The sequence below is a fragment of the Photobacterium sp. Hal280 genome (assembly GCF_037162255.1).
GTDB lineage: Bacteria > Pseudomonadota > Gammaproteobacteria > Enterobacterales > Vibrionaceae > Photobacterium.
In genome coordinates, this window is sequence record NZ_JARLUO010000005.1 from 2,430,206 (window position 1) to 2,445,151 (window position 14,946).

The following is a 14,946-nucleotide window of genomic DNA, read 5'->3' on the forward strand; positions in this document are numbered from 1 at the left end:
TTGTGCGTAAAAATAGACCGGAGAAAGAAATTAATCCTGAGCCAGAATGTTCGCCAGTGTGCGCACACCCATGCCCGTTGCGCCCACGCCCCATTTATCGCTGGCCGATTTACGGTAGGTACCGCTGCAGTCTAAGTGCAGCCAGCCGTGCTTATAGTCTTCGACAAAGTAAGACAGAAAAGCCGCCGCTGTACTGGCACCCGGCATGAAATCGCCGGTTGAAATGTTGGCCAGATCGGCAAAGCTGGATGGCATCATACGGCGGTGATGCTCGCCCAGCGGCAGAGGCCACAAACCTTCATGCTCTTCACTGGCGGCAATCAGCGCTTTTTGCGCCATGCTGTGGTCAAAACTGAACAAGGCATGGTAGTCATTCCCCAGGGCATTCTTCGCTGCGCCGGTCAGGGTTGCACAGTCAATGATCAGGCCCGGCTTTTGCGCGCTGGCATAAATCAGGCCATCCGCCAGCACCAGGCGGCCTTCAGCGTCTGTGTTGAGGATTTCAACGGTTTTGCCGTTTTTGTACGTGATGATATCGCCCAGTTTAAAGGCACGACCCGAGACCATGTTTTCCGCACAGCACAAGATCAGCTTGATGCGCTTTTGTACACCGCGGGCAATGGCCAATGCCAGACCGCCGGTAGCCATTGCTGAGCCGCCCATGTCTGCTTTCATCGATGCCATGCCTTCAGAAGGCTTCATGCTGTAGCCGCCGGAATCGAAGGTAATGCCTTTGCCGACCAGGCACGCTGCCACAGGTGCTTCAGCGTCACCGCTTGGGTTGTAATCAAGAATAAGCATGGCAGGAGAGCGCTCTGAACCCCGGCCAACGGTATGAATGCCGATCCAGCCTTCATCCAGCAGATCGTTGCCTTTAATCACTTTGTAGCTGACATGATCAGGGGCCAGGGATTTGATAAATTCACCGGCACGGTTGGCCAGATGCGAAGGATTCACCACCTCAGCACTCTGGTTGATAATATCGCGAACCCAGTTGGTCGCGGTCAGACGTGCCTGCAGTTCCGCTTCATCTTCATCATCCAGCTCAGGCCAGCTGACATTGTTGCCCGGCTTGGCATTACGGTGCCCCTGAATGAAAGACCAGATGGTTTCCAGATCCCATTCATCACCGCTCAGCGTGACTTGTTTCATTCCCTGAGCATCCAGAGTCCGGCCGGCGCGCTGAATCAGATTCAGCACATCGTCATTGGTCACATGAATCTGAACACCGTTGGCGGTATAAGAAACCAGTGCATTCTCACCCCACTGCTCGGCAGCAGCGTCCTGAGTCAGAAATACTGACATAGTAGAAGACATGTAAAACTCCTTGAGTATAGGCCCAACAAGCACTCACAGCTCGTACAGGCGGCATGCTTAAGACTTCCAGAAAGCCGGATTCTGTCCTTCGGCTGTCTGTGCCGGATCGGCCATCGTTCGCATCCAGTCACACTGAATTCACTGTGTTTATGGTGCATGAATGCGCAATTTCAAGTTAAGCAATGCGAAAATACAACAAAGCGGACCTTTTGGTCCGCCATTTCGTTTTGTCAGTGCAGGCAATTTATTGGCTGTCACTCACATATCAAAGCGATTGGTTTACCTTGCCGTCAAATAAGCAAATAAACAAGGCATTTACCACAAGATTAAGAGAATGATCGACTATTCACGCATGTCCTCTCAGTCCTTCTCTTCCATCCAGCACAATTGCACCGCTTCCAACACTTTTTCCCCGCAGTGGTTTGGGTCATCATCAAACTCGTCCAGCGCCAGAATCCAATCCCGTAACTCGACAAAATGAATGCTTTGCGGGTCAACGTCCGGATGCTCTTCCAGCAAGGCAATGGCAATGTCTCTGGAGTCAATCCACTTCAGTCCCATGATTCACCTGCCCCCGTTGCAAACAGAAAAGTATTAAAAGTGTAGCAAGCCCGCCACCGAAGGGGAACGGGCTGGCTGATTAATGGTTTTCGCTGGCCAGATTGATGGTGTAGCGAGGAATTTCAACCACCAGATCTTCATCTGCCACTCTGGCCTGACAGCCCAGACGAGACTCAGGTTCCAGGCCCCATGCTTTATCCAGCATGTCATCTTCCAGTTCTTCACTTTCGTTCAGTGAATCAAACCCTTCACGGATAATGACGTGACAGGTTGTGCAAGCACAGGACTTTTCGCAGGCATGCTCAATACCAATGCCGTTACGCAGTGCCACATCCAGCACAGTTTCGCCACTCGATGCATCCAGCACAGCGCCCTCTGGGCAAAGTTCTTCATGGGGTAATACAACAATTTTAGGCATGCCTAAACCTCATCAATCGATTGACCGGCCAGTGCCTCCCGGATGGATTTGTCCATACGGCGTGCGGCAAATTCCTGGCTTGCTTTATCAGTTTTCTTAATACCGGCTTCAATCGCACGCGGGTCTTCCCCCTGACGCAATTGAACCAGCTCCATCATGGCAGCTTCCAGCGCTTCGCGCTCTTGTTTCGACAGCAGCGTCTCACCATCAGCCGCCAGCGCCGCAATCAGCCCTTCCAGTACCCGATCCGCTTCTACACGCTGTTCCGCCAATGCACGGGCATCTTTATCTTCACGCGCGTGTGTCATCGAATCGCGAATCATGTTGGCGATCTCATCATCGCTCAAACCGTAAGACGGTTTGACCTGAATAGACGATTGCACACCAGAGCTTTTTCCATTGCGGTGACCGACAACAGCCCATCCGCATCGACCTGGTAGGTCACACGCACATGCGCCGCGCCTGCGGCCATGGCAGGAATCCCCCGCAGGGTAAAGCGGGCCAGTGAACGGCAGTCTGCGACCATTTCACGCTCACCTTGTACCACGTGCACAGACATGGCCGTTTGACCGTCTTTAAAGGTGGTGAATTCCTGCGCGCGGGCAACCGGAATCGTGGTGTTACGGGGAATGATCTTTTCGATCATGCCGCCCATGGTTTCAATGCCCAGTGACAGCGGAATCACATCCAGCAGCAGCATCTCAGAATCGGGTTTATTGCCGGCCAGAATATCGGCCTGAATCGCGGCACCAATGGCGACCACTTTATCCGGGTCAATCGAGGTCAGCGGTGTTTTGCCAAAGAATCCACCCACCATCTCGCGCACCAGAGGGACACGCGTTGAGCCGCCGACCATCACGGTTTCAATCACTTCATCAAGTGCGATGCCCGCATCTTTCACCGCTCGGCGACAAGACATCAGCGTCTTTTTCACCAGCGGCTGAATCAAGGTTTCAAACTGGGCCCGGGTGATTTGCCCCTGCCAGCCCAGTACGTCAATCTCAGCACAGTCGCTGTCAGTCAACGCCACTTTGGCGTCTGTGGCCACATCCTGCAGTGCACGGCGCTCGGACGCCGTCAGGATGTCACTGTGGCCGCTTTGTGCCAGAATCCAGTCTGCCAGCAGATGATCGAAGTCATCACCACCCAGTGCTGTATCACCACCGGTTGCCAGCACTTCAAATACGCCTTTCGACAAACGTAAAATCGAGATATCAAAGGTACCGCCGCCAAGGTCATAAACGGCAATCACACCTTCCTGACCCGAGTCCAGACCGTAGGCAATGGCTGCTGCGGTGGGTTCATTCAGTAAACGTAATACCTTGAGATTGGCCAAAGACGCCGCATCTTTGGTGCCGGCGCGCTGGGCATCGTCAAAGTAGGCAGGAACCGTAATCACGACACCTTCCAGTTCGCCACCCAAGGTCGCTTTCGCACGCTCAGTCAGGGTTTTCAGAATATCCGCAGACACCTGAACCGGATTGACCTTACCGCGGCGGGTCAGCAGTTGCGGTAAGCCTGACTCGGATGCCTCAAACTGATAAGGCAAATTCGGGTAACGTTGCTGAATATCGGTCAGCGAGCGTCCCATCATGCGTTTCACGGAAATAATGGTATTCGCAGGATCCTGCTGAGCCAGTTTTTTGGCTTCGTCGCCAACGAGAATGCTTTGCTCATGATAATGAACAACAGAAGGCAGAATTGACTTGCCTTGCGCGTCGGGCAGGGTCTCGGCCACGCCACTACGCACAGCAGCAACGAGAGAGTTGGTGGTTCCCAAGTCGATACCCACCGCCAGTTTATGTTCGTGCGGTGCAGCGCTTTGACCAGGTTCAGCAATCTGTAACAGTGCCATTGTCCTTCCTGTGGGCTTTAAGCTGGTAAGTGAATAAAATCAGTCGAACAGCGTCTCTTCCAGACGTTCGACCTCGACTCGCAGCTTTTCGATGAATTTGAGTTTACGTACTGCGTCTGCAGCTGGTTCCCACTCGCCGGCTTCCAGCAATTGTTTCAACTCACTGAGTTGAGCTTTCTGCAAACTGACTGCCTGCTGATCAAAATCAAACAGGGCTGACTCTGGGTCCTCAGCAGAAGGGATCTCTTCCAAGGCTTCACGCAGTTCCATTTGCTGCATCAGAAATTCAGGATCCTGCAAGGTCTGCTGCTCGGCGCGAATATCAACGCCGTTTTCCGCCAGCATATACTCAGCACGCGTCACCGGGTTTTTCAGGGTCTGGAATGCGTCATTGATGTGAGCAGCTTTTTGAACGGCCATCAGTCGATCGCGCTCAGAAGCTGTCGCAAAGTTATCCGGATGAAAACGTCGCTGCAGGTCGCGGAAGCGTGTGGCAAGAAGGCTACCGTCCAGTTCAAACTGGAAAGGCAGGCCAAATAGTTCGAAATGATTCATATGGCGTCTGATATCGGTTTACAAGCAAGAGGCGCGAAACAGAATGCTCGCGCCCAGGCAATGTCTCGCCGTCAGCGAGTCTTAAACGTTGAAGCTTTCACCACAACCACATTCGCTAGACACGTTCGGGTTGTTAAATTGGAAACCTTCATTCAGTCCTTCTTTGACGAAATCCAGCTCTGTCCCTTCCAGGTAAACCAGGCTTTTGGCATCGACGATCACTTTGACGCCGAATTGCTCAAAGACCTCATCGCCCTCGTCGATATCATCAACGAACTCCAGGACATAGGCCATACCAGAGCATCCGGATGTTCGGACACCCAAGCGCAGGCCTAAACCTTTGCCCCGATTTTCCAGGAAAGCCGCAACACGGCTCGCTGCAGTTTCAGTGATGGTAATGGCCATGAACAACAACCCTTATTTCATTAATTGCTTTGATGTTTCTTTTTGTAATCGCTAACAGCGGCTTTAATGGCGTCTTCAGCCAGAATTGAGCAGTGCACCTTCACGGGTGGCAGCTCAAGTTCTTCTGCGATCGCTGAGTTTTTGATCGATGCTGCTTCGTCTAAGGTCTTGCCTTTCACCCACTCAGTAATGAGTGAGCTGGATGCGATAGCAGAACCGCAGCCGTAGGTTTTAAAACGTGCATCTTCGATAATGCCTTCATCAGACACTTTGATTTGCAGTTTCATTACGTCGCCACATGCTGGCGCGCCAACCATACCGCTACCGATATTTTTATCATCTTTATCAAATGAGCCCACGTTCCGCGGGTTCTCGTAATGATCAATGACTTTGTCACTATATGCCATGGTAATTTCCTCGAATTCGTGAAGACCGCAACTTAGTGGTGTGCCCACTCAACTGTGTTCAGGTCGATTCCCTCTTTGTACATATCCCAAAGCGGTGACATCTCACGCAGTTTATCGACTGCGGTACGGATTTGCGAAATTGCGTAGTCTACTTCTTCTTCTGTCGTGAATCGACCAAAAGAGAAGCGGATTGAACTGTGAGCCAATTCATCATTCAGGCCCAAAGCACGCAGTACGTAAGAAGGCTCCAGACTGGCCGATGTACAGGCAGAACCGGACGAGACCGCCAGATCTTTCAGTGCCATCAGCAGTGACTCACCTTCAACAAACGCAAAGCTGATGTTCAGGTTGTTCGGAACACGCTGCTCCAAATCACCGTTGACTGTCATCGCTTCAATGTCTTTTACGCCGTCCAGCAAGCGGTTACGCAGCGCCAGCGCATGCTGACGGTCCAGATCCATTTCTTCTTTCGCGATACGGAAGGCTTCGCCCATACCGACAATTTGATGGGTCGCCAGAGTACCGGAACGCATACCACGCTCATGACCGCCACCGTGCATTTGTGCTTCCAGGCGAATACGTGGTTTACGACGCACATACAGTGCACCGATACCTTTAGGGCCGTAAACTTTGTGTGCAGACAGGGAAATCAGATCCACTTTCATTTCCTGTACATCAATCGGCAGCTTACCGGCCGACTGAGCGGCATCAACATGGAAAAACACGCCACGTTCGCGGCAGATTTCACCAATTGCGCTAATGTCCTGAATCACACCGATTTCGTTGTTCACATGCATAATAGAAACAAGAATGGTGTCTTCGCGGATGGCGTCACTCAGCTTAGCCAAATCGATCAAACCGTTTGACTCAGGCTCCAGGTAAGTCACCTCGTAGCCTTCACGCTCCAGCTGACGGCAAGGATCCAGAACCGCTTTATGTTCTGTTTTACAGGTAATGATGTGCTTACCTTTTTTGCCGTAGAAGTGCGCAATCCCTTTGATCGCCAAGTTATCAGATTCTGTTGCACCTGAAGTAAATACGATCTCACGTGGGTCCGCATTCAGCAGGTCTGCCACTTGCTCACGGGCATTATCAACCGCTTCTTCAGCCTGCCAGCCAAAACGGTGTGAACGGGAGGCCGGGTTACCGAAGTTACCGTCCATTGTCATGCATTGCACCATTTTCTCGGCAACGCGGGGATCTACAGGGCAAGTAGCGGAATAATCTAAGTATATTGGCAATTTCATCTTCATCTCCAAAAACACGGGCCGCTGGGCGCTAGGAGCGAACATCGACACCTATAGTGGCGCTGTCGTGTGTATTCTTATGTCCAAAAGACGACTTCTGAAGGCGCTGGTCCTGGCGGTCTGACACCGTCAGTACGTCGTTGTCCTGCATCAGTTCACCGAGCGTAATATTGTTCAGAAAGTCACTGATGCGCGCGCTGAGGTCATGCCACAGGGTATGAGTCAGACAGCGAACGCCGCCCTGACAATCCCCTTTACCGTGGCACTTCATGGCATCGACCGATTCGTCGACGGCCGCGATCACAGTACCGACAGCAATTTGATGCGCCTCTTCGCCCAGTCGGTAACCACCGCCCGGACCACGCACGCTGGCCACCAGGCCGGCTTTACGCAAGCGAGCAAACAATTGCTCCAAATAAGACAGTGAAATCCCCTGACGCTCTGAAATATCAGCCAGAGGTACTGGACCGTCCTGAGAATGCAGCGCTACGTCCAACATGGCCGTGACTGCATACCGTCCTTTTGATGTCAATCTCATAACACACCGCTACCTACTCGAATCTATGGCAGCAGTGTCGCATACCCGACTAAAATGGTCAAGTATATACCCGACTAATTTAGTCAGGCATTATCGGTACATTAAACAACTACTTTTTCTGTCCGGCGAGGGATTTTTGTACCGATGACAGCACACCGCGCAGGATATTCAGCTCCTGCTCTTCGGGTCTGGCGCGCACAAACAGGCGCCGTAATTTTGCCATCACCATGCCGGAGCGGCTGCTGATGAACTGTGTTTGTTCCATGACGTCATACAAATGGTCAAAGAACTTTTCCAGTTCCATGGTGCGCGGGTATTCAGGCAAACTGTTATCGGCAGGAAACGCTTGAGATTCCTTATCCAGATAGGCCATACGCACTTCATAACTGATCGTCTGCACAGCCATCGCCAGATTCAGCGAACTGTACTCCGGGTTCGCGGGAATATACACGTGGCAATGGCACTTTTGCAGCTCTTCGTTGGTCAAACCAGTACGTTCACGACCAAACAGCAAGGCAACCGGGTGAGCCGGCGCTTCCTGAATCGCTTTAATGCCACATTCGCGGGGATTGAGTTGCGGCCATTCCAGACTACGGGAACGGGCGCTTGAACCGATCACCAGGCCGCAATCGGCAATGGCTTCATCCAGGCTGTTAACAATACGGGCGTTTTCGACTATATCTGCCGCGCCGGCTGCCAGCGCAATCGCCTGGCCATCAATTTCACAAGCGGGCTCGACCAGAACAAGCTGGGTCAACCCCATCACTTTCATGGCTCGTGCCGCTGAGCCTATGTTGCCTGAATGTGATGTGCCCACCAGCACCACGCGGATTTGATCTAACATGACGGCCTGTTTTCCAACTCTGATTCCAAAACCGGGGGATTTTAGCACAGCCTTCTGTAAAGTGGGGAAAACATTGTAAGCGAAGCCTGGCAGTCAATTCCGGCCTTATGCTGGATAAAAAATCACCACTTCCTTTTTACTCAGGCTCTGATATACTCGCCGCCGCTTTTTAGTTCTTTAACATCCGTTGGGAAGATCCTATGCATCCGATGCTAAATATCGCGATCCGTGCTGTCCGTAAAGCCGGTGACCATGTCGCTAAGTCTTTAGAAAAACCGCAAGGCATTGAAGTAAGTAAAAAAGGCAACGACGTTGTCACGAATATCGATCACGAAGCAGAAGCTATCATCATCGATACCATTCTGAAGTCTTATCCTGATCACTGCATCGTCGGTGCAGAGTCCGGCACCAAAGAAGGCCGCGACAAAGAATGCCAATGGATCATCGACCCAGTGGATGGCACCAATAACTTCGCCCGCGGTATCCCGCACTATGCCATTTCAGTTGCCCTGCGTATGCGCGGCCGTACTGAAGTCGCCGCTGTTTACGATCCTGCCCGTAACGAATTGTTCACCGCAACCCGCGGTTCTGGCGCACAGCTGAACAGCCAGCGCATCCGTGCTTCTCAGCCACGTAATCTGGCCGGTACGGTTCTGGCAAGCAGCCTGCCATTCACTGCCAAACAACACTCTGAAAGCTACGCCAAAATTCAGCAGGCGATGTTTGTTGAATGTGATGACATGCGTTTGTCCGGTTGTACTGCTTTGGATCTGTGCTACCTGGCCGCCGGCCGTGTAGACGGTGTGTTTAAGCTGAGCCAGAAACCTTGGGAAATGGCAGCCGGTGAGCTGATTGCCCGCGAAGCGGGTGCCATCTGTACCGACTTCACCGGTAACACCAATTACCTGACCTCTGGCAACATCGTTGCAGGGAATGTGCGCGTCGTGAAGCCTATGCTGGCGAAAATCCGTGAACACGGTAGCGAAGCACTGAAAAAATAAACCTGTACTGAAAGGCATACCACTGCTGTGCGGTGGTTTTCAGCCATCAAACAAAAAGCCCCGGCAATCAGATTGCCGGGGCTTTTTTACGTCTTCAGCCAAAACTTAAGGGCGGAATAGAACCGCACCCAATCGCCATTACGGCATGGCGTCGAATTCTTCGCCTTCTTTTTCCACTTTAGGCGGCATCAGGTGCTCACGGGTAATACCCAGTTTCAGCGCCAGCGCCGAAGCGACATAGATAGAAGAATAAGTACCGACAGTAATACCGATCAGCAATGCCGCAGCAAACCCGTGAATCATAGTGCCACCTTTCATAAACAGGGCGATCACCACGAACAAGGTTGTACCTGAAGTAATCAGGGTACGGCTCAGGGTTTGCGTCACAGAGTTATTCATTACCTCTGCCGGGCCACCTTTGCGCATCTTGCGGAAATTCTCACGGATACGGTCAAACACCACGATGGTGTCATTGAGCGAATAACCGACAACAGTCAGCAGCGCAGCGACAATCGTCAGGTCGACCTCAATTTGCAGCAGTGAAAAAATACCAATCGTAATGATGACATCGTGAGTCAGAGACAGCACAGCACCAGCAGCCAAACGCCATTCAAAACGCATGGATACGTACAGCAAAATACAGATCAGTGAGACCAGAATTGCCAGACCGCCCGCTTCCGCCAGCTCATCACCGACGTTCGGGCCGACAAATTCAATCCGGCGCATTTCGACATTCTGGTGCGTCCCCTCACGGAGGGCATCCAGGATCTGATTGCCCAGGGTTTCACCCGCCACGCCTTCACGCGGCTGGAGACGCACCATGACATCACGGGCCGTACCGAAATTCTGAACAATGGCATCGCCAAAACCGGACGCTTCGAGTGAATCACGAATCTGGCCCAAATCCGCAGGCTGCTCAAAGCCCACTTCAATCAGGGTACCGCCGGTGAAATCCAGCCCCCAGTTCATGCCTTTCGTGACAACAATAGCAATGGAAGCAATGATCATCACTGCAGACAATACAAAGGCCAGCTTCGACCAACGCATAAAGTCGATCACTTTATCCGCTTTCATTAATTGAAACATGTCAGCGTCTCCTTAGATCGACAGTTTATCGATGCGCTTACCGCCATACAGCAGGTTCACCAACATACGGGTGCCCACGATAGCCGTAAACATAGAGGTCAGAATACCGATAGACAGCGTCACCGCGAAGCCTTTAATCGCCCCCGTACCGACCGCAAACAAAATAATCGCGGTGATCAGCGTGGTGATATTGGCATCAGCGATAGTACTGAACGCATTGGCGTAACCTTGCTGAATCGCCTGCTGCGGGCTGCGACCATCGCGCAGCTCTTCACGAATCCGCTCGAAGATCAGCACGTTGGCATCCACCGCCATACCGACGGTCAGTACGATACCGGCAATACCCGGCAGCGTCATCGTGGCGCCCGGAATCATGGACATCACACCAATGATCAATACCAGGTTCATCGTCAGCGCCAGGTTGGCAATCAGACCGAACTTACGGTAATACAGCAAAGTGAACAGCATGACGGCAACCATGCCCCAGATACAGGCCTGGATACCCATGTCGATGTTCTGCTGCCCCATAGAAGGACCGATTGTACGCTCTTCTACAATTGAAATCGGGGCGATCAATGCACCGGCACGCAGCAGCAGTGCAAGATTGTGCGCTTCCGCCTTGCTGTCAATCCCGGTAATCCGGAAATCACGTCCCAGCGCGGTCTGAATGGTGGCCTGGTTAATCACTTCTTCGTGTTTTTCCAGAATCACTTTGCCAGCCGGAGAACGCTTACCGCTGTCTTTATATTCAATGAACAGCGTTGCCATCAGCTTACCCACGTTATTACGGGAGAAAGCTGTCATTTTATTGCCGCCTTCACTGTCCAGCTTGATGTTCACCTGCGGGCGACCATACTCGTCATTGCTGGAAGTGGAATCGGTAATGTGTGAACCTTCAAGGATCACCCGCTTTTTCAGCACCACGGGATTACCGTCACGGGAAGTTTTCACCTCGCTGCCCGGTGGTACACGCCCTGCAGCGGCGGCAGCCAGATCCACATTGGTGTCCACTTCACGGAATTCCAGGGTGGCGGTCGCACCCAGAATTTCTTTGGCCCGCGCCGTATCCTGTACGCCCGGCAGTTCTACAACAATGCGGTTCGCACCCTGACGCTGAACCAGTGGCTCTGCTACACCCAGCTCGTTCACCCGGTTACGCAGAATCGTGATGTTCTGAGCAACGGCATAGTTACGAATTTCCTGCATCCGCGCTTCAGTGAAGCTGGCGGTGAGTGCAAAGCCACTGCCTTCAGCGAACAGCATGTCCGGGTGTAAAGCCGACAGTGTACGTCTGGCTTCCTGTACCTGCTCGTCGTTACGAAGCCGGATTTCCACCCCGTTGTCTTTCACCGAAATCGCACGGTAACGGATGCGGGCTTCACGCAGCTCGGTACGGAAAGTGTCTTCTTGCTGGCCCAGCAGTTTGTCCATCGCAGCATCCATATCCACTTCCATCAGGAAGTGCACACCGCCACGCAGGTCCAGGCCGAGTTTCATTGGAGTCGCGCCCAGGCTTTCCAGCCAGGCAGGAGTAGAAGGTGCCAGATTCAAAGCAACAACATAGTTATCGCCAAGAAATTGATTCATTAAATCGCGGGCACTGATTTGCGTCTCAGTGTCTTTGAAGCGGACCAGAATAGTCCCGTTTTCGAATGCGACAGATTTGTAGGAGAGTTTATCTTGATTAAGCTGCTCGGTAACTTTATCCAGCGTGGCCATTTCTACCGAGGCGCCACGCGCCCCGGAGATTTGAATCGCTGGATCTTCACCGAACACATTGGGAAGTGCATAGAGCAAACCGATCAGCAGTGCGAACACCACCATCAGGTTCTTCCACAAGGGATACCGGTTTAACACTGAGAAGATCCTTCAAAGCCATAAATTACAGTGATTTCATTGTGCCCTTTGGCAGAACGGCAGAAACAAAATCCTTTTTGATGGTAACTTCAGTTGTGTCGTTCAGTGCGATCACAATGTAGTCATTTTCCGCTGAGACTTTAGTGATCTTACCCACCAGGCCGCCATTGGTCAGCACTTCATCACCTTTGCCCATCGAAGACATCAGGTTTTTGTGCTCTTTCACCCGCTTGGCCTGCGGACGGTAGATCATGAAGTAGAAAATTACTGCAAACAGAGCCAGCATGATAAACAGCTGCATGCCGCCGCCCTGTGGAGCGCCTTCTGCTGCTGCATGTGCCTGAGAAATAAAAAGACTCATTTATTCACGTCCTCGTTATAGTTAAACGTTTTTTAATGGTGGAACTTCGCGGTCCCGGCGCGCGTAGAACTCTTCTACGAATGCGTCGAAACGATCTTCTTCAATCGCCTGACGAATGCTTTCCATCAAACGCTGATAGTAGCGTAAGTTGTGGATTGTATTAAGGCGTGCACCCAAAATTTCATTACATTTATCCAGATGGTACAGATACGCCTTCGAGTAATTGCGACAAGTGTAACAGTCACAGTGCGGATCCAGTGGACTTGTATCCGTTTTATGTTTCGCATTACGGATCTTGATCACACCGCCGGTCACAAACAGGTGGCCATTACGGGCATTCCGGGTTGGCATCACACAGTCAAACATGTCGATACCACGGCGCACACCTTCAACCAGGTCTTCAGGTTTACCGACCCCCATCAGGTAACGCGGCTTATCTTCCGGTAATTTCGGACAAGTATGCTCCAGCACACGGTGCATATCTTCTTTCGGTTCGCCAACGGCCAGACCGCCCACAGCGTAGCCGTCAAAACCGATCTCCGTCAGGCCTTCGACCGATACATCACGCAGATCTTCGTAGACGCCGCCTTGTACGATACCAAACAGGGCATTTTTATTACCCATTTTATCGAAATGGTTGCGGCTGCGTTTTGCCCAGCGCAGTGACATTTCCATTGATGCCTTCGCCTCGTCATGCGTTGCAGGATAAGGCGTACATTCGTCGAATATCATCACTACGTCTGAGCCCAGATCGTACTGAATTTCCATCGACTTCTCGGCGTCCATGAAAATCTTGTCACCGTTGACCGGGTTACGGAAATGCACCCCTTCTTCGGTGATTTTGCGGATATCGCCCAGGCTGAACACCTGGAAACCGCCTGAATCGGTCAGAATCGGGCCTTGCCACTGCATGAAATCATGCAGATCGCCGTGCAGTTTCATCACTTCCTGACCCGGACGCAGCCACAGGTGGAAAGTATTACCCAGCAGGATCTGTGCGCCTGTGTCTTTCACTTCTTCCGGCGTCATGCCCTTGACGGTGCCGTACGTGCCCACAGGCATGAATGCCGGCGTTTCTACCGTACCGCGTTCAAAGACCAGGCGGCCACGACGTGCACGTCCCTGGGTTTTATCTAATTCAAATTTCACAAAGCCTCCAAAAGCCAGAGAAACAATCTGACGTTAAGTAAATGCAAAAGGCCCGTCGCCTGATGCACTGCAACCCCAAGCAATCAGGATCGCGAACTGTCCGGCCCAAGACCAGACAGTGATATTGAGTAAAAGTTCAGTGATTCGGGCGGTCGTGCCTGCATTCACGCCCAAAAGTGGGACACTTGTCCAGTTCCGCCCACTCAGCCCTGACGCCGGGTGATGAACATCGAATCCCCGTAGCTGAAGAAACGGTAACTGTGTTCAACCGCCTGCTGATAAGCACCCATGGTATTTTCATAACCGGCAAACGCACTCACCAGCATGATCAGCGTGGATTCCGGCAGGTGGAAATTGGTGATCAGCACATCCACCAGCTGGAACTCGTAGCCCGGGAAGATGAAAATATCTGTATCACCAAAGAAAGGTACCAGATCGGTGCCGTTCTTCAGGGCATCCTGAGCCGCACTTTCCAGCGAGCGAACAGAGGTCGTTCCCACCGCAATCACCCGTCCGCCACGGGCGCGGGTGGCATGAATCGCATCGACCACCTCTTGCGGAACTTCCACATATTCCGCATGCATGTGGTGATCATGAATATTATCGACCCGGACAGGCTGGAAGGTACCGGCACCGACGTGTAAGGTCACGAAGGCAAACTCGGCCCCTTTTGACTTGATATCCGCCAACAGCTGTTCATCAAAGTGAAGTCCGGCGGTCGGAGCCGCCACGGCGCCCGGTTTGGCATTATAAACCGTCTGATAACGCTCTTTGTCTGCTTCTTCGTCCGGACGGTCAATATAAGGCGGCAATGGCATGTGGCCAACCTGCTCCAGAATTTCCAGTACCGTCAGCGCACTGTTGAAGCGGATTTCAAACAGGGCATCATGGCGGGCAACCATTTCGGCTTCAAACTCGTCGTTTTCGCCCAACAAGAGTTGGGTGCCTGGTTTGGGTGCTTTAGAAGCCCGAACGTGAGCCAGAATGCTCTTATCATCAAGCAGGCGCTCGACCAGCACTTCCAGCTTACCGCCACTGGCTTTACGGCCGAACATACGCGCCGGGATCACCCGGGTATTGTTAAAGACCAGCAGGTCACCTGGACGCACCAGATCCAACACATCTCTAAACGATTTATGCCACACATCACCGCTGTTACCGTCCAGTTGTAACAGGCGGCTGGATGAACGCTCCGGCTGCGGATAACGTGCAATCAGTTCATCGGGAAGGTCAAAGTGAAAATCTGAAACTTGCATTTTTTAGGCCCTAACTTACAGCAGGCAGCTAGTATAGGCCGCCACACTGCAATATCAAGCCCGGAGAAAAGTTATGAAATGATTTGTTA

Annotated in this window: 15 protein-coding genes and 1 pseudogene; 1 reads left to right on the plus strand and 15 read right to left on the minus strand. The window is 52.2% G+C overall.

The annotated features are described in order from the left end of the window. Window positions 1–30: 30 nt before the first annotated feature. The 10 genes and pseudogenes from pepB to trmJ all read right to left on the minus strand — a co-directional run bounded on the left by pepB (window position 31) and on the right by trmJ (window position 8,147). Window positions 31–1,317 carry an aminopeptidase PepB gene (gene pepB, locus P4S53_RS20480; RefSeq protein ID WP_337114145.1) on the minus strand — a complete coding sequence of 429 codons (1,287 nt, stop codon included), beginning with the start codon at window positions 1,315–1,317 and terminating at the stop codon, window positions 31–33. Window positions 1,318–1,677: 360 nt separating this feature from the next. Beyond that, the gene (gene iscX / locus P4S53_RS20485) at window positions 1,678–1,878 is read right to left on the minus strand and encodes a Fe-S cluster assembly protein IscX (RefSeq protein WP_027252957.1); all 201 of its coding nucleotides are present in this window, start codon (window positions 1,876–1,878) and stop codon (window positions 1,678–1,680) included. Between the two features lie 79 nt (window positions 1,879–1,957). Further along, complete coding sequence (fdx, locus tag P4S53_RS20490; RefSeq protein WP_027252958.1) at window positions 1,958–2,296, minus strand: ISC system 2Fe-2S type ferredoxin; 339 nt, start codon at window positions 2,294–2,296, stop codon at window positions 1,958–1,960. Window positions 2,297–2,298: 2 nt separating this feature from the next. Further along, window positions 2,299–4,151, minus strand: a pseudogene (hscA, locus tag P4S53_RS20495) (Fe-S protein assembly chaperone HscA). 39 nt (window positions 4,152–4,190) lie between these two features. Next, entirely contained in the window at window positions 4,191–4,706 is a 516-nt protein-coding gene (hscB, locus tag P4S53_RS20500) for a co-chaperone HscB (RefSeq protein WP_337114146.1), read from the minus strand. Window positions 4,707–4,787: 81 nt separating this feature from the next. After that, entirely contained in the window at window positions 4,788–5,111 is a 324-nt protein-coding gene (iscA, locus tag P4S53_RS20505; RefSeq protein ID WP_027252961.1) for an iron-sulfur cluster assembly protein IscA, read from the minus strand. A gap of 20 nt (window positions 5,112–5,131) precedes the next feature. Next, window positions 5,132–5,518, minus strand: coding sequence for a Fe-S cluster assembly scaffold IscU (gene iscU, locus P4S53_RS20510; RefSeq protein WP_046218868.1), 387 nt, complete (start codon window positions 5,516–5,518; stop codon window positions 5,132–5,134). 32 nt (window positions 5,519–5,550) lie between these two features. Then, window positions 5,551–6,765 carry an IscS subfamily cysteine desulfurase gene (locus P4S53_RS20515; RefSeq protein WP_337114147.1) on the minus strand — a complete coding sequence of 405 codons (1,215 nt, stop codon included), beginning with the start codon at window positions 6,763–6,765 and terminating at the stop codon, window positions 5,551–5,553. A 31-nt stretch (window positions 6,766–6,796) separates the two neighbouring features. Then, a complete protein-coding gene (iscR, locus tag P4S53_RS20520) occupies window positions 6,797–7,303 on the minus strand; it encodes a Fe-S cluster assembly transcriptional regulator IscR (protein ID WP_237793943.1) in 507 nt (168 codons plus the stop codon). 109 nt (window positions 7,304–7,412) lie between these two features. Next, window positions 7,413–8,147, minus strand: coding sequence for a tRNA (cytosine(32)/uridine(32)-2'-O)-methyltransferase TrmJ (trmJ, locus tag P4S53_RS20525; protein WP_337114148.1), 735 nt, complete (start codon window positions 8,145–8,147; stop codon window positions 7,413–7,415). 200 nt (window positions 8,148–8,347) lie between these two features. Here trmJ and suhB point away from each other — a divergent pair, with 200 nt between their 5' ends. Next, window positions 8,348–9,148: an inositol-1-monophosphatase gene (suhB, locus tag P4S53_RS20530; protein WP_027252966.1), complete on the plus strand. Its 801-nt coding sequence runs from the start codon at window positions 8,348–8,350 to the stop codon at window positions 9,146–9,148. A gap of 138 nt (window positions 9,149–9,286) precedes the next feature. On the opposite strand, the gene secF is transcribed toward suhB, so the two are convergent. The 5 genes from secF to queA all read right to left on the minus strand — a co-directional run bounded on the left by secF (window position 9,287) and on the right by queA (window position 14,857). After that, entirely contained in the window at window positions 9,287–10,234 is a 948-nt protein-coding gene (secF, locus tag P4S53_RS20535; protein ID WP_337114149.1) for a protein translocase subunit SecF, read from the minus strand. 12 nt (window positions 10,235–10,246) lie between these two features. Further along, the gene (gene secD, locus P4S53_RS20540) at window positions 10,247–12,091 is read right to left on the minus strand and encodes a protein translocase subunit SecD (protein WP_337114150.1); all 1,845 of its coding nucleotides are present in this window, start codon (window positions 12,089–12,091) and stop codon (window positions 10,247–10,249) included. A 25-nt stretch (window positions 12,092–12,116) separates the two neighbouring features. Continuing rightward, entirely contained in the window at window positions 12,117–12,452 is a 336-nt protein-coding gene (gene yajC / locus P4S53_RS20545) for a preprotein translocase subunit YajC (protein WP_027252969.1), read from the minus strand. 21 nt (window positions 12,453–12,473) lie between these two features. Further along, on the minus strand, window positions 12,474–13,601 hold the full coding sequence (gene tgt, locus P4S53_RS20550; protein ID WP_337114151.1) for a tRNA guanosine(34) transglycosylase Tgt: 1,128 nt from the start codon (window positions 13,599–13,601) through the stop codon (window positions 12,474–12,476). Window positions 13,602–13,804: 203 nt separating this feature from the next. Continuing rightward, a complete protein-coding gene (queA, locus tag P4S53_RS20555) occupies window positions 13,805–14,857 on the minus strand; it encodes a tRNA preQ1(34) S-adenosylmethionine ribosyltransferase-isomerase QueA (RefSeq protein ID WP_337114152.1) in 1,053 nt (350 codons plus the stop codon). Between the last annotated feature and the right edge of the window lie 89 nt (window positions 14,858–14,946).